A 24,556-nucleotide genomic window follows, 5' to 3' on the forward strand; every position below is an offset into this window, starting at 1 on the left:
ATATTATGAGAAAGTTACTAGCCATCTTGGGGTCATTAAGCCTCGTTGCGACAACGAGTTCTGTAGTTGTAGCTTGTAAAAAAGATAATGAAGAAGGTGACACAGGGTCAGTTTTTATTAAAGCAGATGGGTCTTTAAATATTACAGCTGATGGTTTACTAAAGTGATATCAAGAAAATGTTGGTAATGAAAATGGGATTGCTCAATTAAAAGCCTTTTACCAATCTTTCGCAGTGGCCATTTTACAAAATGCTGGTGATAAAGATTCTGTTTTTGCTGACATAAAACCTAGTCCAACAATGAACCAATATGCCCTAGAAGATTTTCAACAAAAATTGAAGGATATTTGAGGACTTAAAAGTGATCAAGCCGGTTCTGTCCAAGGCGCTGCTAATAATTCTTGGAAGCAAAAAGAGGATGCTGCAAAGAAAAGTTATGGTGATAAAAACTATAAAAAGAAATTAGTTGATGAATTAGCTAAGACTTTCCCTTATGTTGATAAAGACTTTGATAGTCTTAAAAAGGCCTTCATTAGTAATGACATCTTAACTAATAAAAGCACTGGAGCGCAAGCGCAATTGACAAAACTTCTAGCTAATAATTCTAGTCAAAGTTTTATTAACTCAGGAGTTTCTACAAGCGAATTATTAAATAACTTCAAATCTCTTTGAGGGGCCACTAAGTTGAATGACTTAGCTACTAACATTCTTGCTCAATTGAATAAAAAAAATGAGGATGAAAAGACTGAAAATATTCTTAATTTATTTAATGCTACAGGTGGAACAAACATTATCGCCACACCCGGAGATTCAGTAAGTCAAAAGCCTTGAAAACTCGATAGCATTAATTGAGCTACTCTTGAAACTACTTGAACTAAAGAGATGGTTGAAGACTTGCTTTACCGTTTGTCTACTAGTTTTGATCCTACAAGCGAAAACTTAACAAACTCAATTGATTGAGCTGGTTCAAAAACTGTTTCGCAAAGATGGAATTATGTAACGGCTGATGGAAATTACTTACGTGACACATCTACTTATTTTGATTTGGTAGAGAGTTTCCCCAATTTTAATTTTTCAAGCTTAAAATTGGACACTAACTCAAAAAATGCAGCTTTTGGAATGCTAAATAATTCACAAAGATTTCTTGTTGACCAATTTTTCCAAAACCAAAAGCCTATTTCTATTAGTCAAATTGTGTTCAAAAAAAGTGAGTCTGGAGACTTAACAAAACTTATTAATGGTCAAGCCTTCCTTTCGTCTATGACATCTGATTCCAAAAATTGAGAACAATATTACGGTCTTTATAATTTCTTACAAAATTATGTAACTGGTAAGGGAACTTCAACTAACCCAGAACCAGATCCCAAACCTGATTCAAAGACATTCGCTGATGAAACTGGTGATGGCATTAATTCACCAATCCCAGGAATTGGCCAATATACCTTTGATACCATCTTTGGAAGTAATTCAAAGAGTAATATCGGAAAAATCAAACTTGATGGAGCAGCAGTACCAAATAAAATTTGGTGAGATACTTCCTTTTACGAAGCAAAAAATGAGGAAAAACTTTTGACACTCGGGAATAGTGACATGAGCAAAACCTTAAAATATTCAGTTTATGATTTTTTACAAGCAAAAGACCATACTCCTTATGCCTTAAATACGGAAGGGGAACAATCTGTCTCGGGAATTGCCCAATACTTAATAAGTAGATACAAATTTACGAATCCAATTATTGCTCAAAACATTCAAGACGCTATTGCGGCCCAAAGTACTGATGTTCAAAAGGATTTAATCGATGCCTTATATGGCACATTAAACCTAATAGAAGCTTTGAATAGAACTATTACTGAACAAAATAAAGAAGCTAATAGTGAAGATCAAGTTAACAATAAAATGTACCAAGTATTAAATGCTAAACAAGGTATCATTGCTTTTATAGAATCAGATGGTTTACATATTGCTAAGATTAATGGTTTCGACGCTATGAGTCAGCCGTTAGAAAACCAAAAAACTTCAATTTTCGGTGATACCGTTGAGAGCAAACAAACATACATCAACGAAATCCAAAGTTTCAAAAGATTGAATAGTTATGCTCAAAATGACACTTCGGGTTATTATCGTTATATTTATCAAGATTATAATCAAATGATTGGTAAACCAGGTTATTCAACCGATGCCTTCTATAGTGACCTGGTGTTACCGCAACAAGTCGATAAATTAAAAGCCTATGGAGTAAATTATCAGGATTTGAATACATCTGTCTCAAATCTCTACGAAAAGTTTTTGGTTAATAATTCAATTCTTTCGGCCGGAGCTAAGAATGAAGAAAATCCTCCTTTTTACAAATTTGATTTGTTTAAGGAAGTAAATGATTCTATTAGTAATAACCAAGACAAAGATAATTCTCTAAGCAATAATAATTCCTGATTATGAGACTATTGTGGAACCATTTTAAACAAAGATAATGATCAACTTTTAGAAACTTTCTTTGGCTTTAAACAAAATGAAGCTAGTCAAACTTTTAAAGATTGATTAAGAAAAAAATTGAAACAAAGTCAAAATCATACTAGTCAAGGAGGAAGAGCCTTATTCAAACAAGGTTGAGCTGATTGGAATAAAGAAATCGATAAATTCCGAAACAAAGAAACCGATAACAAAACTGCTCCTTTAGTAAAACTTTCTTGAGGGGGTGAAGCAAAGACTCATATCACTAATGTATTCCAATTAGAAAGCTTTAAGCCCTTTGCGACTTCTTCCAACTTTGCCTTAACAAATTGAGTCAAATGAAGCAATGAATGGCAAACTAGTCATCAATCAATTGTTCTCACTGCTTCTTCTATTGAGCGTCAAAGCAATTATTCAAGTAGAAAGGTAACAAAATAATGAAAAAATTATTAAGTTTTTTAGCGGCCATTAGCCTTTCTGCCTCAGTGTCTGCGACAGTTGTTTCTTGTGCCAATACTACCAGCGTTCAACGTTTTTCAATTCCAGTTCTTACTAAAGAAATCAGTAAAGAAATAATGATGGAAATTAATGGCGATTCCTCAATAAGCCCCGACACTAAAGGAAAATTTTTCAGTAAGATTGATTTTGAAAAAGTTGTCAAAATGATGATGCAGGATGAAATGGCTAAACTTTCTCAAGAATATTACCAAAACGATTTAGCCAATAGGTTAAAAATTAAGTCTCGCTCAACTGAGGTAATGAAGACTGAAGTCGAAAATATAAATAATGATATTTCTCAAAACCAATTTTATAACCAATATACCCAACGCATTGTTTTGGGAGGAATGTCTTTAGATGAAGAATTGAGTTTAGCTCCCGGCGATAAAGGAGACCTAACCTCCCTTAACCCTGAAAAACTTCTCAAGAATACTCAACATCCAAAAGATGAAAATGTTTATTATCTTTATTTCAAAAAGGCGAACGACACTACTAATAATTGATTGCTTTGACAATATTGAGGAGAACATAATACTCCTAATGGCTCATTGGAACAATTACCTAATATAAATGATTTACAGATGGGGAAATTTATTGTTGTTAAAAACAACAATCCCGTTGACAAATTACCATCAAGTCTTGAAATTACTAATGATGATTTAACTAATTCGGCTAAATTATTTTGAAATTATTTTGGTGAAGATGATACTGCCGACTGAAGTGATAGTGGAGATTATTATTCATTGGATGGTAAATCAGCTTTAATAATGGATGGTAAATCGGCTCTTCAATACCGTTTCCAAGAATACTTTAAAGCTAAAATTATTAATAACTTTTATGAAAATGTTTTAACAATGACTTATCTAGAATCAAATCTTTTTAATATTGGTCGAAATATCAAAAATACTTTAACCAGCCAAGACTCTTATTTAAATATTAGTTCTGATTTGGCTAAAGCTACCCAAACTTGGAACCAAAATGATGGCTATAAATCTAAATTAAAGATGGTTTGGGCCTTCAATCAAAATGATAAGACTGAACAAGATTTTGTTAAGGCTTGGTCTAAATTAAACGAAACTATCAAATTTAAAAATTCGGGAGAGTTTTTAAATTCAACTAGCACAAGTTTTCAAACTATTTCCAAAATTTTAGAAGACGCAACCGTTTTAGGACCAAATCAATCAGAATTGGGAACTGATCCTTTCTTAAATTTGGCTGGTTATAATGGAATTGTTAAAAACGATGGCGATTCAATTTCTTCAGCAGATGGAACCTTAAGTATTGCTGAAGAAGCTAAAACAAAAATTGCTAAAGTTAATTCGCCAGCCATTATAACTAAGGACCAACTTGGGCAACCATTTACGGTTGATAACAACAAACAAGAAATTTATTTTGTTTTACCAATTTATTTAATTGATTTACTAAATGACACTACTAATGGTAGTCAAAATCGAAGTGCCTCTTCTGGAGCAATTAGTAGTTATGATTATGGTCAAACAACTACTGGATTCCTCCCTAAAACTGAAGATAAATGATTCGCTAGTTTTGGTGATTCATTGATTGCTAATGGCAAACAAATTACTCCATCAAAAGTAGACGTTATTACATCACATAAAGAGGAAGCTAATAAATCGGCTTATTATCTCTACGTTGATAACGTTGCCTACACAATTGATGACTTTAATGGTCTTTTTAATCCAACTACTAAAATAACACCAGAAAATATTTGAGACCAAAATAAAACTATTGCGGCTAACGGTTATCAAGGTTTCCAATTTACAATGCTCAATTCATTTGAAGGCATCATTGGCAATGTTGGCATTGGGCAAGAAGTTTATTTAGGTAAGTTATCAGATACACCAATAAATAAACAAGGTATTACTTTTGAAAAGCGCAACGATGATTGATATGCCATTGTTGCTAATGATAAAAGTCTTGTTGGAACAGTAGTTGATTGCGGAACAGTTAAATTAAGTTTCGACGATGCTAAAAAAGGCAGCACTATCACTTTCGACGGAAGTATTGATGGTAAAAATAATTCTTTAAAAAATAAAGAGGGCCGTACTATTGGTTACCAAATTAATATGGGGCCTAATGCCGCCAAGCCAAATATGTACATCAATAACGGTACTTTCCATTATTATGAAGAAAATTTAGCTTCTTTGGACATCATCAATTTAGCCAGTGACCAAAAACAAAGTCTTTTACACCAATTGGAATACATTACTTCCAAAGATAGTGACGTCTCTAATGCAGCCGCTTCTGCTATCTATCCATTATTTATCGGTAGTGATCAAGTGCTCTACAAACCTCTTTACGAATCAATTCGTCGTTATATCGACACTGATGATAGTGGAGAATCAGATTAATGGAAACTACTGATTGTCTTTTTTGTAAAATTGTTCGCAAAGAAATTCCAGCATCAATCATTTATGAAGATGATGCTACCTTGGCTTTCCTTGATATTCATCCGACCGATAATGGTCATACATTAGTGATTCCTAAAAAACATACTTCTAGTTTTTCCAAAACTGATGAGTTAACCATTTGTGCAGTTACCAAAGCTAAAAAAGTGGTTGCTGAATTACTACAAACGAAATTAAAACCAAATGGCTTTAATTTCGTAACTAATGATGGGGCAGAAGCTTTTCAAGAAGTTTTTCATTACCATGAGCATGTCATCCCAAAATACAAAAAAAACCAGGGGTATGCTCCAGAAAGACAACCATTTAAGGCCATGCCTTTAATGGAAGTTTGTGATAGAATTAAATAGCATTCGGAAGTGTCTTGCTTTTCATTTATTTGGGGGGCGAAGACACTTTCTTATTTAGAAAGGAAGAAATGAAATTTATTAATCTAAAAAACTCAAAAAGAACTGAAAAAAATTTACCAGAAGTGATTACTAGTAATCAACAAGCAATTAACAAGCCATTAAAAAAGGTTAAAAGTTCTTTTTTTGGAATCGTTTTTAAAAACTACCGTCGTTTTAAATCGTTATCCATCCCAATGATGTCTTTAGTTTTTTTAAGCGTACTTTGTTCAATCAGTTTGCCTTTATTAACTCAGCAAATGTCATTCGGAATTTCTAAGCATCTAGCAGAAATAAGCCAAGTTCCCGGGGCTAACCCTTGGGTTGATGTTACGGGACAATATTGAGGACTAGAATGATATGTCTCAATGTGAATCGCTATTGGGATTACATTCTTCAACATGTTAGTAATGTATGTTACCCAATATTTAGCAATTTTATTATCAGTAAAAATTGAAGTTATTTTACGTCAAGATTCTTTGACTGCTTTAGCTAAACAAGATATTTCTTATTATTCAGATAAAAAGATTGGGGAAATTTTGACTAAAGTAATTTCTGACACGCAAATTGTCGGAGAACAAGCAAGTCAAGTACCAACCACAATTTTACAAGCCATCCTCACGATTTCAGGAACATTAGGTATGATGTTTTATTTTGAATGACATCTTGCTTTAGTGGTGATTGGTGTCTTTGTCATCTTAATGACCATTTTAGGATGTTCATTTGGCTTTGTTCAAGGAAAAATCAAGAAAGTTCGTGAAGTACTTACCGATGTCAATGGTCAAGTAACTGATCGAATCAATAACATTCGTTTGATTAAGTCTAATGGAACAGAAGATTACGAAACCAATCGTTTCAAAGAAGTCCATAAAGACTACCAAAAAGAATCCAATAAAATGGCAGGGGCAGCTGCCTTATTAGTTACCACCATCTTTGGTGGGATTGGTCTTCTTCAATTAGGTGTTGTCGCTAGTGCCATGCTAATTTATCAAAATAAACCAGTAGATGGGCCAGTTTTCTTTTCAACAACTTTTGCCTCTTTCACTCTTGCTCAAGGAGCAATGATTGGGGCCTTATTCCAAGTAGTTACAATTGCTTTAGGAATGGCCAAGGCCGGAGTTTCGGCAACGCGAATTGAAGAAACGATTAGTGCACCTTCTTTGATTAATCCTCACAACACCACTGGAGAAATTGTTGAAGGAATTACGGGTAACATTGTTTTCAAAAACGTTAGCTTTGCTTATCCTGAAAAACCAACGAAAACGATTTTACCAAAATTTGATTTTACTTTTGAAAACGGGAAATCTTATGCCTTTGTTGGGGAAACTGGTTCAGGTAAATCAACAATCAGTAAATTACTCTTGCGTTACTATGACCCTACAGAAGGTGATATTTTCGTTAACGAAAACCAAAACCTTAAAGATGTCGCTTTGGCTTCTTATTTAAATCATATTGGTTATGTGGAACAAGAGCCATCAATTCTCTTTGGCGATGTTTTTGAAAACATTCGTTATGGTAATTTTGCCGCTAGCGATGAAGAAGTAATGCTAGCCTGCCAAAAAGCCGAACTTCATGAGCTTATTATGGGTTGGCCTTTAGGTTATAAAACTATCCTAGGCGAACATGGTTTCATGCTTAGTGGAGGTCAAAAACAACGCCTAGTCATTGCGAGAATGTTCTTAAAAAATCCGCAACTATTAATTTTAGATGAGGCCACTTCGGCTTTAGATAATATTGTGGAAAAAGAAATTCAGAGCAAGCTAGATGAATTAATGAAGGGACGAACAACAATTACTATTGCCCACCGTCTTTCAACAATTAAAAATGCTGACCAAATTATTGTTCTTGGAGCTAATGCCGGTGGCGTTGTCCAAAAGGGTAGTTTTGAAGAATTACGTTCAATACCAGGCCACTTCAAAAATCTTTATGAAGCAGGCTTAATGCAATAATAAAAAAGAACCTTTTGAAGGTTCTTTTTTATTACCATTTTCGTTAACTAAGTAACTTATTCACGTCTTGGATAATTTGATCACGATTTAATAATCAATCAATTTCCTTGATTTTATAAATTGGATAACCTTTAAATTCCAAAAATTCTTGATCAGACAAACTTGAAAGATAATGGTTAATATTTTCATTCCCTTGGTAATGAAAATCATCGACTTGAATACCAAGTTTAAAAGTATTAAAAACATCGATAATTGCTAAATCAAGGTTTTTGCTTCCGACAGGATATTGGGTTTTAATTGTAATGTATTTATTAGCTAAAAGTTGGTTATTCAAAACCTCAAAGACTTCCTTCTTAAAACGAGAAATTGTTGGTGTAGCGTTTTGCTTAGGAGCAAACTCATACCCTTCTCAACTAGAATAAGTTTTTTGTTGGCTTTCTTGAAGATCAAGAAATTCCAGTCACTTCTTAAAAATAGTCGTATCCTGATTTGTGGCAAATTTTATCTTATTTGCTGCGATTGATTTTACAACAATCATTTGTTCCCGAGCGCGTGAAATGGCGACATTTAAAGCATTTTTGCCGCCTGGTCGGGCTACATAAGTCGAACTAATATTTGTCTTATCATCGTAAACTACCGACATGATTACCAAATCAGCTTCATCACCCTGAACATTTTCGATATTTCGGATAATGATTTTTTCGTTTTCAACCAAATCTAAAAGGTCAGGATAATTTTCATAAATAGTTTTTTCTAATAGTTGTTTTTGCAAAACATTAAAGGCTAAAACTAAAATGGTAGCGTATTTCTTCTTCTCTTGTTTGAGGATCTTCAATACTTCGTTAACTTCTTTTTGGTTAATCCCATTTTCCCATTTTCCATTCACGTTTTTGACTAAAATACGTTTTTGGTTTTTGACTTCTTTCATAACATTTTTATCGATTGTTTCAAGATTAGAGTTATAGAAATGACGAGCCGAAAAAGACATCAAGGCCGCAGCGCTAGAACGGAAGTTTTGGTCTAACATCACTTGGTAAACACCCTTATCAAATGCATAGTTCAAAATCGAGACGGTATTTTCTGGAATATCAGTTTCGTTAGCATCACCTTGGTCCCGCGTGGCAAACCAATTCGAAGGTTGCATTTGTTGAGTATCACCAGCCAAGATTTTTGTTTTAGCCAAGTAAAGTAACGGTAAACCGGTTTCGGCAAAAATTTGCGATGATTCATCAAGAATCACATAATCGAAAAATTCTTTTTGTCAGCTAATAAATGAAGTTTCCGGGGTAGTGATGACAATTGGAAATAAATCATGAAGAATCACCTTGTGTTCATTAACAAATTTGTAAGGCAAACGACGACTTGCACGAACCGCGTTGGCAAAACGAGTGTAAGCTTCATATTTATCAACATCATGAATTTTCCAATTTTCAATTTTTGCTAAAAGACGGTTAGCTAAATAACCGACTAAATAATCACTATCAAGGTCTTGAGAATAATTACGACTAAAGGCTTGTGAGCTTTGACTTAAAGCCAATGTGCGTTCATAAGTTGTTTGTTGGGCAAAGCTTAGCAAGCTATTAACATCCAAGTGAGGGTTATTGCTCATAAGAGTGAAAGATTTTTGAGCTTGCAATTTAAAGTTCTTCGGATATTTACGAAAACTAAAATTATTTTTTTCTTTATCAAGATGATTAGAATTGGACAATACCTTTTGGTAATTCTTAAAATCAGCCGAATCACCAACACGTGGGTAAATGTAATTTTTGTCTAAGCTAAAGAAATCAAATAGCGTTTTTGGTTGGTAACCAAAAGCTTTGACTAATTCCATTGATGGCAAAAATGTTGCGGTTTCTTTGCAAACACGAATTGATTCTAGTGCTTGAAGTTCAGTCGCCGAAATAATCTTGCGTTTTCTTTTTAAGGGTACTGTTTGACTATACTCTACCAAACTAATAAATTCCTTCAATGGTTTATAAAATTCTTCCTTGCTTAATTTGTTATCATTGAGAATAAATAACACAAATGGTGAAAGATTTTGTAAACGTTTTTTAAGTACATCTAGAGCCGCTTTCTTTTGAGACATAACGACTGCTGTTTTGTCATAAAATAAAATGTTAGCAATAATATTCGCAATGACTTGTGATTTTCCAGTTCCTGGGGGTCCCCAAATAATTGTGTCTTGAATCAAAGCAGAAATAAGGGCTTTATCTTGCGAAAAGTTACTATTTTGGACGCGTAAAAGTTTATCAGATTGGTTTAAAATAAAATCTTCCACATGATTTTGGTAAATGCGTTTATTCGTTGCAGGACTTAAAATATTTTCTAATTCATCATTTTCAATGATTTCTAACATCGTTCTTCTTAAGTGACCACCGGCTGGCTTAAACATTCCTAAAACCACTCCTGAATGAGCAATAAGATTATCGGTTTGGATTTCGATTGGCTCTAAGCCAACAAAGTTTCCAAACCAAGAATTAACCGAGGTGGGATCAAGGGGTAAAATTTTTAAGAGTTCGGTTTGGACTTCAAACGCAGTTTGGTCTTCACTAAAAACTAAGTTTTCATTGATTTTAAAACCAGATTCATTCAAGATAAAAATCAATTTTTCGTTTATCTTTCACGATCCTAAAGGTACTAAAAAGGGATGTTGGTCCTCAAAAATAATTTTTGTTTCGCGCAGTAATAACGGCGCATATAAAGTTTTTAATGGTGTTTTAACGCTCACAAAAAAGGTGGCAATATGCAATTGTCAAACATTATCTTGAATATTAGCATCCATGGCTTTCCGACGGTAAACCATTCATTTATTTTTACTTTGGGCAATTTTATTATTTAGTTCATCCAAAAGGATATTTCTAGTAATGTCAAATTGCTTAACGTTTAATAAAGCCATTTTTTTAGTTTTTGCTAGACGTTCTTTTTTAGTTTTAAAAGCTTCAATAATTACTTCACCATTAGGAGCTTTTTTAATTATTTTTGTCAATTCTTCCCAATTTGTTTCCCGCAAACTTATTTTAAAATCCTTACTTTCCAGTAATTTCCGAACATTATCTTCACCTAATTTTGGCAATAAATCAAAATTAGTTGTTTGGTTAAGATGAGTAAAAAGTGCGGAATCATGAGGGTAGATGTTTAATAAATTATTTAAAAGCTTTTGGTATTTTTTGTATTTCGTCGTTGGTTCAAAATGTGAAATCATTTTTATCCCCTCTTCCTTAACTTTTTAATTTTATAACACTTTCAAAATTAAAAAATCTTTCCCGAGTGGAAACCAGATAAAATAAAATTTAAATCAAAAAAACAAAGCTTAGGCTTTGTTTTTATTTTTTTTAGTTGTGGTTTGTTTTTGGGTTTCCAAACTTTTGATTTTTTCTAAAATAATTTTCATTTTAGCATCCATATCATCAGTTTCAGCATCAACAACTAGGAAATTAAATTTATCTTTATTTTTTTGGTAGTATTCTTCATAATGTTTATTTAAAACATCCCAATAAGCTCGTTGCATATCAAGTTCTTCAATACGACCACGTTCTTTAATTCGTTCAATAGCCTTGTCTGTTGAAGCCTTAAGGTAAATTACTAAATCAAAATTAGCTCTTTCACCAAGAGAAGGCATAACTACATGATCGTAAAAGGAATTATAAGTTTTGAAATCCACATCATTCATATTTCCTAATTCATGATTGACCTTAACAAAAATCGGGTCTTCTAAAATGGTGCGATCAAAAATTACATTTTTCAATTGTTTTGCTTGGGTTAATTGCAAACTACGGGCTGTAAGCATATAAACTTGCATCTTGAAAACTGTGTTTTTCATATCCTTATAATATTCTTCAAAATAAGGGTTATCATCAATCGGTTCAGGAAAAATTTCATATCCTAGTTCTTCGGAAATCCGTTTTGATACTGATGATTTTCCCACTCCAACTGTCCCAAAAATTGCTATTCTCATTTAAAAACCTCTTTTGCTACTTTTTTATTTACTTTATATTTGTTAATTTTAGTCATCTTTCCGACGGTTAGCTTTGTAAATCCCATAAAATTGTTTTACCTCATGAGGAGTTAAATCACGATAATGCCCTAAGTCTAAATTATCAAGCGTTAAAAATTCCACTTTTGTTCGTTTTAGCTTTAAGAGATTCATTCCGGCCGCTTCTAACATTTTTTTGACGTGATGCTTTTTACCTTCGGCAATTGTCAATTCCACCACTGATTGGTTAGTTTCTGGATTATAACTTAATAACTTGGCGGATACAGCTTGGGTGCGATAATCTTCATCAATGGTAACTCCCTTAATTAATTGCTTTACAGCCATAGGGGATACATTACCTTGGCAAAGAGCTTGGTAAGTCTTTAAAAATTCGTAACGGGGATGCATAACAAAGTTAGCGAAGTCGCCATCATTAGTCATAATTAATAACCCTGAAACATCGTAATCTAAACGTCCTACGGGGTAAACACGCGCTGGAACATCTTTAAAAAAGTCTGCAACAGTTTTTCGACCTTTAGGATCATACATTGTTGTTAAAACAAAACGAGGTTTATTGAATAAATAGTAGTATTTATCATTTTGTTTGACCACTTCGCGATTATCAATTTCAATAAAGGCATCAAGGTTTGTTTTGAAGCCTTTTTCGGTAATAACTTTACCATCTACTTTAACTCTTCCGAGTTCAATCAGTGTCTCTGCCCGACGGCGAGAAACTGCTCCTCGGTTGGCAATAATTTTTTGTAAGCGCTCTTGTGGCATATTTTAATTTTCTCCTAAGTCTTCAATAAAGGTGTCATCAATGCTTTGGAATAATTGGTTCATGGTATTGCTATCATTAAGGTTTAAACCAACTTTTTCTGCATCATGAGATTGGTAAATTAGTTCATCATTTTGTTTTTGGGTTCGTAAAATAGCTTCGTAATCAATTTCTGGCAAATCAGTAGCTAAATCTTGTAAGTTAAATAATTTATAGAAACTATCAGTCACTTGATAAAGGTTAGCTCTAGTCTCTGGTTTGCGACCCACAACTTGAATCAAACGTAATTCTTTTAATTTTGCCAATTGGTAAGTGGAGTCTAACTGACGGACTAAATCAATTTCAGCTCTAGTTATTGGTCCTTGATAAGCAATAATCGCTAAAACCTCAATTGTTGTGATTGATAAACGGTTTTGACTTTGAATTGCTTCTGATTTTTGCAAAAAGGGATAAAGCACTTGTTTCGTATGCAAACGGTATTTGTTAGTCGCAAATTCTTGAATCGCAAAAGCCGAACTCGAATCATTGCGGTATTTATTTTGCAAATTATTCAGTGCTTGTTTAATAGTGGATGGCTTTTCATTTTCAAGCATGGTTTCCAAAGTCTTTAAACTTAAGCCCTCATCACCATTTAAAAATAACAAGGCTTCGATAATTGCCAAAATCTCTGGCTGTGAAGTTTTATTCATAACTATCGTTTGTTTGGGTTTCATGACTAATCATCTCCAATCGCGCTAATAAATTTTCATCCCTAATCGCCGTTTGAGTTAAACGGACTCAAAGCGTTTCGTCTTGTTGGGTAATACGAGTAAACTGGTAGCGCACCAAATCTAAAACAGCTAGAAAAGTTGATACCAAATTTTTGAGATTGACTATCTCACCCGGAATTAAATCCTCTAATCTTCATGCTTTTAGCTTATCGGTTGACATAGATGTCAAAATCAATTTAGAAATTTCTTGAGGCGAAATAGTTTGGGTTTCAATAAAGTTAACCACTTGGTCATCGAGTTCGCTTATATCCTCCAAAGCTAAGTCTACGTTTGGTTGTTGGCTCAGAAGACGACGATAAATATTAGCAAAGTCTTCCAAATCTAAATCTCCCAAGTCGATATCAAGGTCGGCTTCATGAGAAACTGTAGTAATGGTGCCTAATTTATTTTGCCCTAATAATTTAGTTGCGGGTTTGGAAAAAGTTTCTCAATATGTAATTTGTTTATCAGCAAGAAGAGTGGCAATTTTTTTAAATTGGTCATATTGATTTAATTGGCCAACTAAATCAAAATAGATTTCCTCACGAAGCGACTTCGTGGTCTCTGGTAACAAGGATAATGATTTCATTTCAATCAATTGGGCTGCCATTGTTAAGTATTCGCTAGCAATTTCAATATCTAAAGCGGTTTGGCTTTGTAAGTAAGCCAAATATTGGTCAGTAACAGCCATCACGCTAATATCTTTTAAAGCCATTTTCTTTTCTCTAATTAAATTTAAAAGGAGATCCAGAGGCCCATTGAAGGAACCAAGATTTAATTCATCTCAATGTTGCATGATTTAGTTTTTCCTTTCCTAGAGGATATTTTTGCTTTGAAAAATGCACCAACAAGAAGAATGAGTGGTGCATTGTTTGGAAACTAAAAGATAAGCAAATTTTGATTAATCAATTAATCTGTAAAAAATAATGGTAGGAATTGAGTTTTTGTTATAAATTCAAAAAACAATATTCGCTAGTCAACCGGCAACGGTAATAAAAATCAAAAAAGTTAATAAACCGAAAAGGAAAAGGTTTAAACGCCCTTTTGGCAATGGTACTTTAAATAAACGTTCACCAAGAAGCGGTTTTTCTCATAACCAAAGGATGATATTTACTACAAAAATTGTTCCTATTCAATTTAATAAAGATGCTCAAGTCCGATTTCAATCCATTTTTTATACCTCTTGTTAATTATAAACCTTGAAACAAAGTTTACATTTTTTCTTTAGGACTGACTCCAATTAAGTCAAACGCATTTGTTAAAACTTGTAAAGTAGCGGCCACCAAACCTAAACGAGCTTGACTAAGAGCGGGGTTGGTGTCATCAATAATTTGCGCATCAGCGTAATAAGAATGGAATTGTTTAGCTAATTGTTGAATATAATCGGTAACCAATTGAGGAGCACGATTTTTAGAAGCAGAATGAATTACTTCCGAGAAATTATCCAAAGTGGCTAATAAAGCTAATTCGCGAGGTTGGTTAAGAAGAGAAGTTTGACTTCAAAGCGGTTCCAAACTTTTATTCTTAGCTTGGCGCAAAACAGAATTAGCTCGAGCAGTTGCATATTGAGCATAGTAAACTGGGTTTGAAGAATTTTTTTGTTGAATTAAATCCAAATCTAAATCCATATGTGATGATGGTGATTTTGAAGCCAACATATAACGTAACGAATCCTTGCCAACCATTTCCAAAATATCAATTAGCCAAACGGCTGTACCCTTTCGTTTTGACATTTTGTATTCTTGGCCATCTTTTATCAAGCGGACCATTTGCACAGTTTCGATATCCAAAATTTCTCGATCATTACCTAATAAAGCCAAACCAGCTCGTAAACGTGGAATGTACCCATGATGGTCTCCACCCCAAATGTTAATATATTTATCAGCATTGGTTCTTTGAACACGAATGTGATGAGTCGCCAAATCTGGCACGATGTATGTATAACTTCCATCAGATTTAATTAAGACACGATCCTTATCATCGCCGAAATCAGTCGTACGTAATCAAGTAGCTCCCTCTTTTTGGAAAAGAGCTCCTTTTTCTTCATATAAGGCAATTAATTTTTCAATTTCATGTTTATCGTACATTTCTTGCTCACTTGAGTAATGACCAATATGCACGTCTAAATCAGCTAATTGCGTTTTAATGATTTTTAAGAAATGTCGAGTAGCACGAACCCGGAATAATTGGTGAACTTCTTCATCTAAAATTTGTTTATCGTTAAATTTAACATCCTTAAATTTGTCGCCATATTCATCAATAAATTTTTGGGCAACATCATTATAAGCATCACCAGCATAAGCCCCTTCAGGCTTCTCAGCTTTGATTCCCAAAAGATTTAAATAATGGACAAAGACTGTCACCGCCAAGATGTTAATTTGGTTACCAGCATCATTGGTATAATATTCCGTTTGGGTTGGGTAGCCATCCTTTTTCAAAATCCGGGTTAAAGAGTCACCAAACACAGCATTTCTAGCATGACCAATATGCAGTCAACCAGTAGGGTTAGCCGAAACTTCCTCCACATTGTAAATATAATCTTTGACCGGATTTTGCCCGTAGTTTTCTTTTTCATCATCAATATTAACCAAAACTTGAGAAAGAAATTCCGGTTTAAAAGTTACATTGATAAAGCCGGGTTTAACAATTTCCACTGTTTCGTAATAGTCTTTTTTGTCAAGATGAGCTTTTATCACTTCAGCAATTTTAATTGGGGCTTGTTTTAAACTTTTAGCTCCTGCCAAAGCAACAGTAGTTGCATAACCACCAGCAATATTACTTTTATTAATTTCAACAACAGGTTGGGACTCAAGGCCCATGGAGTCTGTGCTCTCTTTTAAATCTGCTTTGAAAACATCCACGATTTTCATTAAAAATATTACCTCTTAATATAATTATTTCTCGTTGGCCAAGTCCAAATAAATCGCTAGTTAAACTTGCTGTCAAACTATTTAATTTAAGGGAAGGTTGAAGAGAAACATATATTTCTTTCCGTTTAAACACTAAATTATTGACTAGTTAGATAGTCATTAAGGTTTTTTCTTTATCTTTGGTTTTATTATCAAGCATTTTAGTGTACTTGTTTGTCAAATCTTGAATATGTTTTTCAGCTTCTTTGACAACATCTTCACTTAAATCACTTTTTTTCACTTTATCAATAAAATAGCGCCGTTCGTTACGGATATGAACTTTGAAATTTTCCAGTTCTTTTCACATCTTCTTAACTGAATCCTTACGGACTTGTTCAGTTAGTGGGGGGATTGTGATACGAATTATTTCTGCATCAGCTACAGGCGTTAACCCAAGATTAGCCCGGTTAATTCCACCTACAAACTCTGACATTTGTTGACGGTCATAAGGGCGAACAGTAATTATATTAGGTTCTGGAGTATTAACTTGCGCCAATTGTAATAATGGGGTTGGGGTTCCATAATAATTGACGATTACCGAGTCAAGCATTGAGTTATTAGCTTTACCGGTACGAATTTTGGCCATGTTTTTATCTCATGACTCAACCACTTGACTCATGGTCTTTTCTGAATTTTTTAATAACTGATCTAAATTATCCATAAAATTTGAGCTCCTTATTCAATGATTGTGGATGGTAATTCGTTATGCATTACTTTAACAATATTGTTTGGTCCTTGCATGTCGAAAACCTCAATTTTTAGTTTGCCATCGCGAGCTAGTGTAGCGGCTGTTAAATCCATTACTCGTAAATCACGATCAGTAATATCTTTGTGGGTTAGCTTTTTATAAATTTTCGCATTTGGGTTTAATTTCGGGTCAGAATCATAGACTCCAGCCACACCATTTTTAGCCATCATTAGCGCATCAGCTCCAATTTCAATTGCTCTAATAGCAGCTCCAGTATCAGTTGTGAAATAACTATAGCCAGTACCAGCAGCAAAAATAACGATATAGCCAGCGCTTAGTTTCGCACGAGCTTCACGATAACTATAAGGATCACTAATATTGCGAGTTTCTAAAGCCGAGTAAACTACCACTTTTGTATAGCCTAAGCGACTAATTGTCGTTTCTAAAGCCAAGGCATTCATCATTGTAGCTAACATACCCATATAATCGGCATCAATTTGGGGCATTTTCATTGCCTGGCCCATTTTTCCTCGTCAGATGTTTCCACCACCAACAACAATTCCAATCCTTAAACCTTCTTTAGCCAAGGAAACAATTTGTTTACCAACCCCCTCAAGGGCGGCTTCATCGTAGATTTCACTATCGCCTTTTAAGGCTTCTCCACTAATTTTGAGGAGAACGGTTTCGTACTTTAAGCTCATGACTCTCCTTAACACTCCTTTAAATCATTTCTATTATACTTAACATTCCATAAAAAGAAGTAGGTGAGAAACCTACTTATTATCATTTTCTGAGTTCTGAACGGAATTACTTTGTTTTTTACCGGGAATTAGCGAACGGAAATATTGATCCTCATTGCCAACTCTTGGTTCAAAGCCTGATTCTGCCGCATGGGCTAAAACAAATTGACCTTCAACACTTTTTAAACTAAACTTTTGGCGTTTAAAACTTCGCTTTGTTTGTTGATAATTAATATAAATAGCCTCTTTTTCGTTATCAATAATGATTGCTTGAATTCGACTATAAGCGATGCTTTCTCCAATGTAAATGATACTGTCATTGGTAAAGGCCATCCCAAATTTTGGTAATAGCAATCACATCAACGCCATACTACTAAATAAAGCAACAAAGCCGATAACTAACAAAGCAATTTCAGTATCTTGCGCCATTTTAGCAGTCGTGAAGATTTTTTCCGCATCGCAGAAAAAGGCTAGTCCTAAAATTCATGAAAGCAACGCAATAAATTCTAAACCATAAAAAGTAATAATCATTGGATAACCAATAATTTTTGATTTAGCAACCGTGCGAATAAATTGGTATAGGTAATAAATACTTGCTCCAGTTAAGAGGGCCGATACCAAGGCCATGATAATGAATAAAGTTAGAATCGAGGTATTTTGGTTACCATCGATTCCTAAGCGACCATTGACAAAATCAGCAACCATTCAGTTAAACATTAATGACCTCCATTAAGTTGGGCGGCAACTTCACTTGCAAAGTCAGTCGACACCTTTTCAATTCCTTCTCCCACTTCGTAACGAATCATTTCTTTTAGAGTAACATTTTTAGCTTTTAAGAAATCACCAACTTTGAATTTTTCATCTAAAACATAAGTTTGGTCCAGTAAACTAATTTCCGATAAACGTTTACTTAATTTACCTTTTAGAATTCCTTCCAAAACATTTGCTGGTTTAGCTTGTAATTTTGGATCTTCGGCAGCAGTAGCACGAATAATACTTAATTCTTGGTTTTTTAACTCTTCTGGAATATCATTCATTGCAATATATTGAGGTCCCATTGCAGCAACATGCATTGCCACATTGTAAGCGTCATCATTACTAATTGGTCCTTCAAAATCTAATAAAACAGAAATTCGTTTATTTGCATGATTATAAAAACTTATATGGTTATTTGGTAATTTTTTAATCAAGTTAAAACGACGAAGTTCAATTTTTTCACCAATAGTAGCAGTTGCTGCGACTTGAGCTTCACGAATTGTTTGACCGTCAGCCATTTTGCTATTTAAAGCTTCTTCAATTGTTTTAGGAGTATGTTTCAAAATTGTATCGGCGATTTCATCAACCAATTTAACAAAGGCTTGGTTTTTAGCAGCAAAATCTGTTTCACTATTAACTTCAACGATTATTCCATAGTGAGCGTTATCTTTTGCTAAAGTGATTCCTTCCGCTGCTACACGATCAACTTTTTTAGCCGCTTTTACTAAACCATTTTCACGTAATCAAATTACAGCATCATCTAGGTTGTCATTAGTAGCATCTAAAGCTTTTTTACAATCCATCATCCCAGCTTGGGTCATTTCTCTTAAGGTTTTGATTAACTTTGCATCCATTATGCTACGATTCCTTCCTTAAGTTCAGGTTTTTCTACATCTACTTGAGCAGTAGGACTAGTTTGGCTTGGGGCACTAACTACTTGAGTTGGAGTTGAGTTTTGGTATTGGTTTTGGTGATCACGAGGCACGTAGTTAGGGTTATAACCATTCATATTGTAACGGTTATTGCGACCGCGATATCCTTCACGACGTTCCCCATCTTCTAATGGAGCTTTTTTAGGAGCAACCACTTTTAAAGCTGATGGGACTAAAGTTAAATTAGCAGCTTCAGCATAATTGTCAACTAAATTATTAATAATCAAGTTAATTGATTCCATTAAATCGTCATTAGCAGGAATACAAATATCTACTAGATCAGGATCAACATTAGTATCACAAATTCCGATTACTGGAATTTTCAATTTGCGTGCTTCTTTAACAGCGATTTCATCACCTTTAGGATCAACAACTACCAAAGCACTTGGCAGTTTACGCATTTGTTTAATTCCCCCAAGAGTTCTTTCTAAGTTTGCTTTTTCTTTAAGTGTTAAAATTTGTTCTTTTTTAGTACGGAGAGCTAAGCGACCATTAGCTTCTTCTTTTTCAATTTCTCAAAGTGCCTTAATTCTTGAAGAAATGGTGCGCATATTAGTCAAGGTACCCCCTAATCAACGTTCGTTAACATAGTGGTTTCCAGTACGTAAAGCAGCTTCTTTGACTGCTAATTTACCATTGCGTTTAGTACCAACGAAAAGCACCTTTTCATTTTTCTTTGCAACTTGTTGCATCAATTCATTTGCTAAAGCCAATTGAGCTAAAGTTTTTTGTAAATCAATGATATGAGTTTTGTTTTTTACTCCATAAATGTATGGGGCCATTTTAGGGTTTCAACGTTTAGTTTGGTGACCATATTGAGCACCAGCAAGTGATAATTCATCACGAGTTAATAATTTTGCCATTAAGATTCTCCTTCTTTATTATTGTTATTTGTTAAACTTCCTTCTAGTTCCAAATCAGTCCACTCGTTTTATTAAAATTTGAGCACACGGACTAACAATTCCTAAAAGTGTATTAATAATCTAAAGTTATAGTTTACTAACTTGTTGATTTTAGCATAACTCTTGACATAAAAAAAGGTTTTTAAACACCAATAATAGTCAAGAAACAAATAAAAAACAGTTAATTATCCTTCGGGATAATTAACTGTTTTAAACATTATTTTGTAAGGAGAATAATAGCCTTCGTATAGATTTCTAACATTTTTTGTAAATCTTTTAGCGAAACTCATTCATTATAAGCATGCATCGTTGACTTTTCATTATCAAATTCAGCACCAAAGGCTACTAAACCAGGCATCGCTTTGGCATAAGTGCCGCCACCAATGGCCAATGGTTTTGCTTTTGTATCCCCCGTTACTTCTTGGTACACTTTCATAATTTTAGTAACCATTGGTGAATCTTTTGGCACGTAAACACTATCCTCAATAGCAATCGTTTTGCCATGCAAGCCATAACTTTCCACTTCTTTATTTAGTCGTGGAATAAAGATTTCTTTGGGGTTAGTCAAAACTGGGACACGATAATTGAAAGCCAATCGTTGGTTACCATTTTTGATGTCAACGATTCCTAAATTTTGGGTCAATTTGCCAGTTTCATCTTCGATATCATCAAATAATGGTGAGAGATTGAAATTTAAATGCATTGCGGCCAAAAATTTCACAACGGGATTATTAATGCCAACCGCCTCCATTGCTTTCCCCAAGTAAGTAGCAGCGTTTTCTCCTAACCAAGGTAAGCTTCCATGAGCCGCTTTACCTTTAACACCAAGTTTTCCTTCAACATCCTCAGTCATAATTTTATTTTTGTGGAGTCAATCGGCAATTTCAGTTTGTTTAGGTCCTTTGTAGGTTACATAATCATCAACCACATTGTAGGCTTCACCACCGTGAATTTCAAAATCGGTTGGTAGATTACCTTCAACATCATAATCAACAATTCATTTTTCTGCATAAACCACTGGAAATTCACCATCAGGCACATAACCCATTTTTGCGGCCCCAAAATCTGCCAAATAGGCACGAATTGATTCTCAAGTTGTTTCTTCGGTTAACCCAAAAATGACCCTAATTTTGTAATCTTTGGGAACATAATGATGATCTTTTAGATACTTCAAAGCATAAAGGTTCATTACCGTGGGTCCTTTATCATCAAATGAACCTCGACCAATTAATTTACCATCTTCTACAATTGGCGTAAAAGGATTGGTTTTTCATTCCTTTAAATTTCCGGGAGGAACTACATCCAAATGACAAAGAATGGCAAAAATTTCTTTATCTTTATCACCATAATCTAGAAAGCCATAACGGTTTTTGGCATCTTGATAAGTTTCAAATCCAAGTTCTTTTCCTAAGGCTAACGTAGCCTCTAAAACCTCTTTGGTTGCCTTACCATAAGGAGCACCTGGTTCCGCTGCAGTTTTAAAAGAAGGAATTTTTACTAATTTTTTGGTAGCTTCCAATGCTTGTGGAAAATAAACATCCATTAATTCTTTGACATCAACTTTTAGTTCCATAACTTCTCCTTGTTATTTGGTTAGTGAATAATTGCTAGTATTACTAACATATTTATTTTACATGTTCCTAATTTTTTTTAACAAATCATAGGCAGAGTTAATTTTTGCCATTTTTTCTTTGGCTTCTTGGCTTGGATTACGGTCAGGATGATATTTTTTTGCCAATTTACGATAATTACTCTTTAATTCATCATCGGTAGCTTCTTGCTTAGTTTCCAAAGTTTTATAGGCTTGACCAACTTCGTCAAATTGCGCTTGGAATGAAGCTCCAGCAGAATGACTCTGGTTTCGAGCTTCATCACTTTGTCAAAAGAACTGAGCATATTGCGAACGAATTTCTTGATTCATACTATCAATAATCTTATTAACATCATCATTTAAAATCATATAAAAGTAGTCCAAGGCTCCCTTAATATAATGATCATAACTTTGACCTTGGGGCATTACTTTTGGTTCCTCGTTGAGAGCACGACCAACTTCGGCAACTAAAATTTTATTTGCCAAATAATTGATTACTTCATGACGGAAAGCATCAAGGAAAAGATTGTAATATTTTAAGGCAAACTCAGTTGCTTCTGGGCTAGTATTTAAACCCGCTTGGTCGAAAGCACGAAGGAGACGACGTTGTTGCTCGGTTCAGTAACGAGCCATCTGACTTTCGTAACCCTTCATACTTTTCATGAAATTTTGCATTTGCTTTGGACTAACATTCTTTTTGGCTAGAAAAGCTTCAGTTTCTTGGTAATTACTAAAAAATGGAAAATCAGTAAAGTTTTCTTGGTAATTATATTCTGGTATTGAAACGGTTTTTTGGGTATTAAATTGTCAAACCTTTTTATTGGCTTCAAAGGCTTGATGAGTTTGGCTTTGGTTTTGAGAGTAGTTACGTTTACGACGACTTTTGTAAGCCAAAAAGCCAGATCCTGAAGAAAAAAGTGAAAGCAAAATTAGAATGAAAAAAATAATACCTACAATATTCATTCTTTGTCACTCCCATTTCCTGTCTTCTTCATCTTATTGGTTAATCCAATTAGGATTAATTGTTTACTTCTTTAGTTAAGTAAGTTTCATTTATAATCCGGTCTAATTTTACCATTTTGTTTCTAAAAAAGGGCAAATTTTCCTTACCGAGACTTGTTTACCAAACCCTAAAAAAACAAAAACCAAGGAAGAACCTTGGTTTTTGTTTAACTTAATACTAAGATTATTTAGTTTTTGCTTCTTGAGGAATAACTGTTACACGAGTGCGACCTTTGCCAAATTTTTCATATTTGACAATACCACTTACTAGCGCAAATAAAGTATCATCCCCGCCACGACCAACGTTGTGACCTGGGTGAATTTTAGTTCCCCGTTGGCGGAAAATAATTGATCCAGCGTTGGCAAATTGCCCATCCGCTTTTTTAGCTCCTAAACGTTTCGATTCTGAGTCACGACCATTTTTTGTTGATCCAACTCCTTTTTTCGAGGCGAAGAACTGTAAGCCTAATCAATATTTCATTTTAACCAACCTCCTTTATTTTGACATTTTTGGGATATTCATTAGCAATTGTTATTAACTGAATTGCTAACATTTCCATTAATAAATTAGTTTCGGCATTTGGGTGGATAACGACTATCACCACTTGATTACTTGTTACTTGGAAATCAAAGGCATTAGCATCTTTTTGGTGGAAAGCATTTAATGCTCCCGAGATAATTCCACTTAATGCAGCACAAACAAGATCCGAACCATTTGGACCGGCCCCGGCATGACCTTGCATTGTTAATTTACGATAGGTTGTGTTTTGCTTGGTAATTTCAATTTTCACCATCACAATCACTTCCCTTCTCAATTACTGTTAAGTACACAAAATTACTCGCTAAAATTAACCAATAATTTCTTGAATTTTAACTTTAGTATATGGTTGACGGTGACCATAAACTTTGTTGACATTCTTTTTGGGATGGTAACGAACAACACGGATTTTCTTTTCTTTTCCTTGTTTTAAAATCACACCTGTTACTTTAGCTCCCGCAACAGTTGGGGTTCCAATTTTATCGTTGACCATCAAGACTTCATCAAAGGTAACAACATCATTTGCTTCACCTGGCAATAATTCCACAAAAATTTCTTGCCCTAGTTCTACTTTGATTTGTTTTCCTCCAGTTTTGATAATTGCAAACATTTTTTCCTCCAGTCTAGACTCGCCTAGAAATGTGGAACAAATTCTTGTTCACTTGGAAAACATTTCAAGAGCGGTTGAAACTTTAAGATTTCAACTATAATAGTTTACATTATTTTTGGCAAAAGACCAAGAAAAAATGCCGGTAAATCGGCATCATTTTCAAGTTGGTGTCCCTGAGCAGATTCAAACTGCTGACCTATAGCTTAGGAGGCTATTGCTCTATTCACTGAGCTACAGAGACAAAAAGTAATGGGTTTCTTTTGCCAAGAACCCACTTTTATTTAAACTTAGCCAATATTAAAAGAGGTCTAGAGTTGCCACCTGAGTTGCGAGTTCGGTTTCTTGACTATAAACTCCCTATAATTTTACCACTTGAGAGTCGTGAGCCCAATGGTCAAAAACTTTCGTGTTGTCTCAACTAAAACTCATATTTTTATTGAACTTAAAATCTCCCTTAATTGCTTGTTCGGGTCCGGCTCCAGAAAAGGCAAAGCCAATCCCAGCCATACTGGTAATAAAATTGGTTGAAGCATCGATAAGGCTAGCAAGACCCCCTAAAAGTACCCCACTCAAACTTCCACCATCAACTTCTTTAAGTTCGTTCGGTGCCATTTTGGTCAATCCCTTTGGTATAGTTTTGTCATTAATTTCAAACTTATTTTGCATTCATTCACCCCTAAGGGAT

22 protein-coding genes, 1 tRNA gene and 1 other annotated feature are annotated in these 24,556 nt (G+C 34.3%); of the genes, 4 read left to right on the top strand and 19 right to left on the bottom strand.

Features of this window, described 5'->3' with window-relative positions:
* The first annotated feature begins 5 nt into the window (after nt 1-5).
* From EFREU_RS02670 to EFREU_RS02685, 4 genes are all read left to right on the top strand, one after another.
* On the top strand, nt 6-2,885 hold the full coding sequence (locus tag EFREU_RS02670; RefSeq protein ID WP_100609555.1) for a lipoprotein: 2,880 nt from the start codon (nt 6-8) through the stop codon (nt 2,883-2,885).
* Complete coding sequence (locus EFREU_RS02675) at nt 2,885-5,314, top strand: lipoprotein (protein ID WP_100609556.1); 2,430 nt, start codon at nt 2,885-2,887, stop codon at nt 5,312-5,314. Before EFREU_RS02670 ends, EFREU_RS02675 begins: the two co-directional genes overlap by 1 nt.
* Nucleotides 5,314-5,718, top strand: coding sequence for an HIT family protein (locus EFREU_RS02680; RefSeq protein WP_100609557.1), 405 nt, complete (start codon nt 5,314-5,316; stop codon nt 5,716-5,718). Before EFREU_RS02675 ends, EFREU_RS02680 begins: the two co-directional genes overlap by 1 nt.
* A 68-nt stretch (nt 5,719-5,786) precedes the next feature.
* Nucleotides 5,787-7,703 carry an ABC transporter ATP-binding protein gene (locus EFREU_RS02685; protein WP_100609558.1) on the top strand — a complete coding sequence of 639 codons (1,917 nt, stop codon included), beginning with the start codon at nt 5,787-5,789 and terminating at the stop codon, nt 7,701-7,703.
* A gap of 43 nt (nt 7,704-7,746) precedes the next feature.
* Here EFREU_RS02685 and EFREU_RS02690 read toward each other — a convergent pair whose 3' ends face one another.
* From EFREU_RS02690 to EFREU_RS02780, 19 genes are all read right to left on the bottom strand, one after another.
* The gene (locus EFREU_RS02690; RefSeq protein ID WP_100609559.1) at nt 7,747-10,905 is read right to left on the bottom strand and encodes an AAA domain-containing protein; all 3,159 of its coding nucleotides are present in this window, start codon (nt 10,903-10,905) and stop codon (nt 7,747-7,749) included.
* A gap of 108 nt (nt 10,906-11,013) precedes the next feature.
* On the bottom strand, nt 11,014-11,658 hold the full coding sequence (locus tag EFREU_RS02695) for a deoxynucleoside kinase (protein WP_100609560.1): 645 nt from the start codon (nt 11,656-11,658) through the stop codon (nt 11,014-11,016).
* A gap of 48 nt (nt 11,659-11,706) precedes the next feature.
* Nucleotides 11,707-12,456, bottom strand: coding sequence for a pseudouridine synthase (locus EFREU_RS02700; protein ID WP_100609561.1), 750 nt, complete (start codon nt 12,454-12,456; stop codon nt 11,707-11,709).
* A 3-nt stretch (nt 12,457-12,459) separates the two neighbouring features.
* A complete protein-coding gene (scpB, locus tag EFREU_RS02705; protein WP_100609562.1) occupies nt 12,460-13,167 on the bottom strand; it encodes an SMC-Scp complex subunit ScpB in 708 nt (235 codons plus the stop codon).
* A complete protein-coding gene (locus EFREU_RS02710) occupies nt 13,136-13,999 on the bottom strand; it encodes a segregation and condensation protein A (RefSeq protein ID WP_100609564.1) in 864 nt (287 codons plus the stop codon). Before EFREU_RS02710 ends, scpB begins: the two co-directional genes overlap by 32 nt.
* A 105-nt stretch (nt 14,000-14,104) precedes the next feature.
* A complete protein-coding gene (locus EFREU_RS02715) occupies nt 14,105-14,374 on the bottom strand; it encodes a hypothetical protein (RefSeq protein WP_100609566.1) in 270 nt (89 codons plus the stop codon).
* Nucleotides 14,375-14,414: 40 nt separating this feature from the next.
* Complete coding sequence (gene argS / locus EFREU_RS02720) at nt 14,415-16,073, bottom strand: arginine--tRNA ligase (RefSeq protein ID WP_100609568.1); 1,659 nt, start codon at nt 16,071-16,073, stop codon at nt 14,415-14,417.
* A 148-nt stretch (nt 16,074-16,221) separates the two neighbouring features.
* Nucleotides 16,222-16,773: a ribosome recycling factor gene (gene frr / locus EFREU_RS02725; protein ID WP_100609570.1), complete on the bottom strand. Its 552-nt coding sequence runs from the start codon at nt 16,771-16,773 to the stop codon at nt 16,222-16,224.
* A gap of 14 nt (nt 16,774-16,787) precedes the next feature.
* Nucleotides 16,788-17,501, bottom strand: coding sequence for a UMP kinase (gene pyrH / locus EFREU_RS02730; protein ID WP_100609572.1), 714 nt, complete (start codon nt 17,499-17,501; stop codon nt 16,788-16,790).
* A gap of 72 nt (nt 17,502-17,573) precedes the next feature.
* Nucleotides 17,574-18,257, bottom strand: a complete 684-nt coding sequence (locus tag EFREU_RS02735) for a hypothetical protein (protein ID WP_100609574.1) — start codon at nt 18,255-18,257, stop codon at nt 17,574-17,576.
* Complete coding sequence (gene tsf, locus EFREU_RS02740) at nt 18,257-19,150, bottom strand: translation elongation factor Ts (protein ID WP_100609576.1); 894 nt, start codon at nt 19,148-19,150, stop codon at nt 18,257-18,259. Before tsf ends, EFREU_RS02735 begins: the two co-directional genes overlap by 1 nt.
* Entirely contained in the window at nt 19,150-20,091 is a 942-nt protein-coding gene (rpsB, locus tag EFREU_RS02745) for a 30S ribosomal protein S2 (protein WP_100609577.1), read from the bottom strand. Before rpsB ends, tsf begins: the two co-directional genes overlap by 1 nt.
* 256 nt (nt 20,092-20,347) lie before the next feature.
* The gene (locus EFREU_RS02750; protein WP_100609578.1) at nt 20,348-21,703 is read right to left on the bottom strand and encodes a Sapep family Mn(2+)-dependent dipeptidase; all 1,356 of its coding nucleotides are present in this window, start codon (nt 21,701-21,703) and stop codon (nt 20,348-20,350) included.
* A gap of 57 nt (nt 21,704-21,760) precedes the next feature.
* Entirely contained in the window at nt 21,761-22,684 is a 924-nt protein-coding gene (locus tag EFREU_RS03765; protein ID WP_232673608.1) for a DnaJ domain-containing protein, read from the bottom strand.
* Between the two features lie 223 nt (nt 22,685-22,907).
* Nucleotides 22,908-23,204: a 50S ribosomal protein L27 gene (rpmA, locus tag EFREU_RS02760; RefSeq protein WP_100609580.1), complete on the bottom strand. Its 297-nt coding sequence runs from the start codon at nt 23,202-23,204 to the stop codon at nt 22,908-22,910.
* 1 nt (nt 23,205) lies between these two features.
* Nucleotides 23,206-23,517 carry a ribosomal-processing cysteine protease Prp gene (locus tag EFREU_RS02765; protein ID WP_100609582.1) on the bottom strand — a complete coding sequence of 104 codons (312 nt, stop codon included), beginning with the start codon at nt 23,515-23,517 and terminating at the stop codon, nt 23,206-23,208.
* Between the two features lie 54 nt (nt 23,518-23,571).
* On the bottom strand, nt 23,572-23,871 hold the full coding sequence (gene rplU, locus EFREU_RS02770) for a 50S ribosomal protein L21 (protein WP_100609584.1): 300 nt from the start codon (nt 23,869-23,871) through the stop codon (nt 23,572-23,574).
* Between the two features lie 5 nt (nt 23,872-23,876).
* Nucleotides 23,877-23,957 (bottom strand) — a sequence feature (ribosomal protein L21 leader region).
* 79 nt (nt 23,958-24,036) lie between these two features.
* Nucleotides 24,037-24,112 (bottom strand) — tRNA-Arg (locus EFREU_RS02775).
* Between the two features lie 116 nt (nt 24,113-24,228).
* Nucleotides 24,229-24,537: a hypothetical protein gene (locus EFREU_RS02780; protein ID WP_100609586.1), complete on the bottom strand. Its 309-nt coding sequence runs from the start codon at nt 24,535-24,537 to the stop codon at nt 24,229-24,231.
* Nucleotides 24,538-24,556: the final 19 nt, after the last annotated feature.

The sequence above is a fragment of the Entomoplasma freundtii genome (assembly GCF_002804205.1).
Taxonomy (GTDB): Bacteria; Bacillota_I; Bacilli_A; order Mycoplasmatales; family Mycoplasmataceae; genus Williamsoniiplasma; species Williamsoniiplasma freundtii.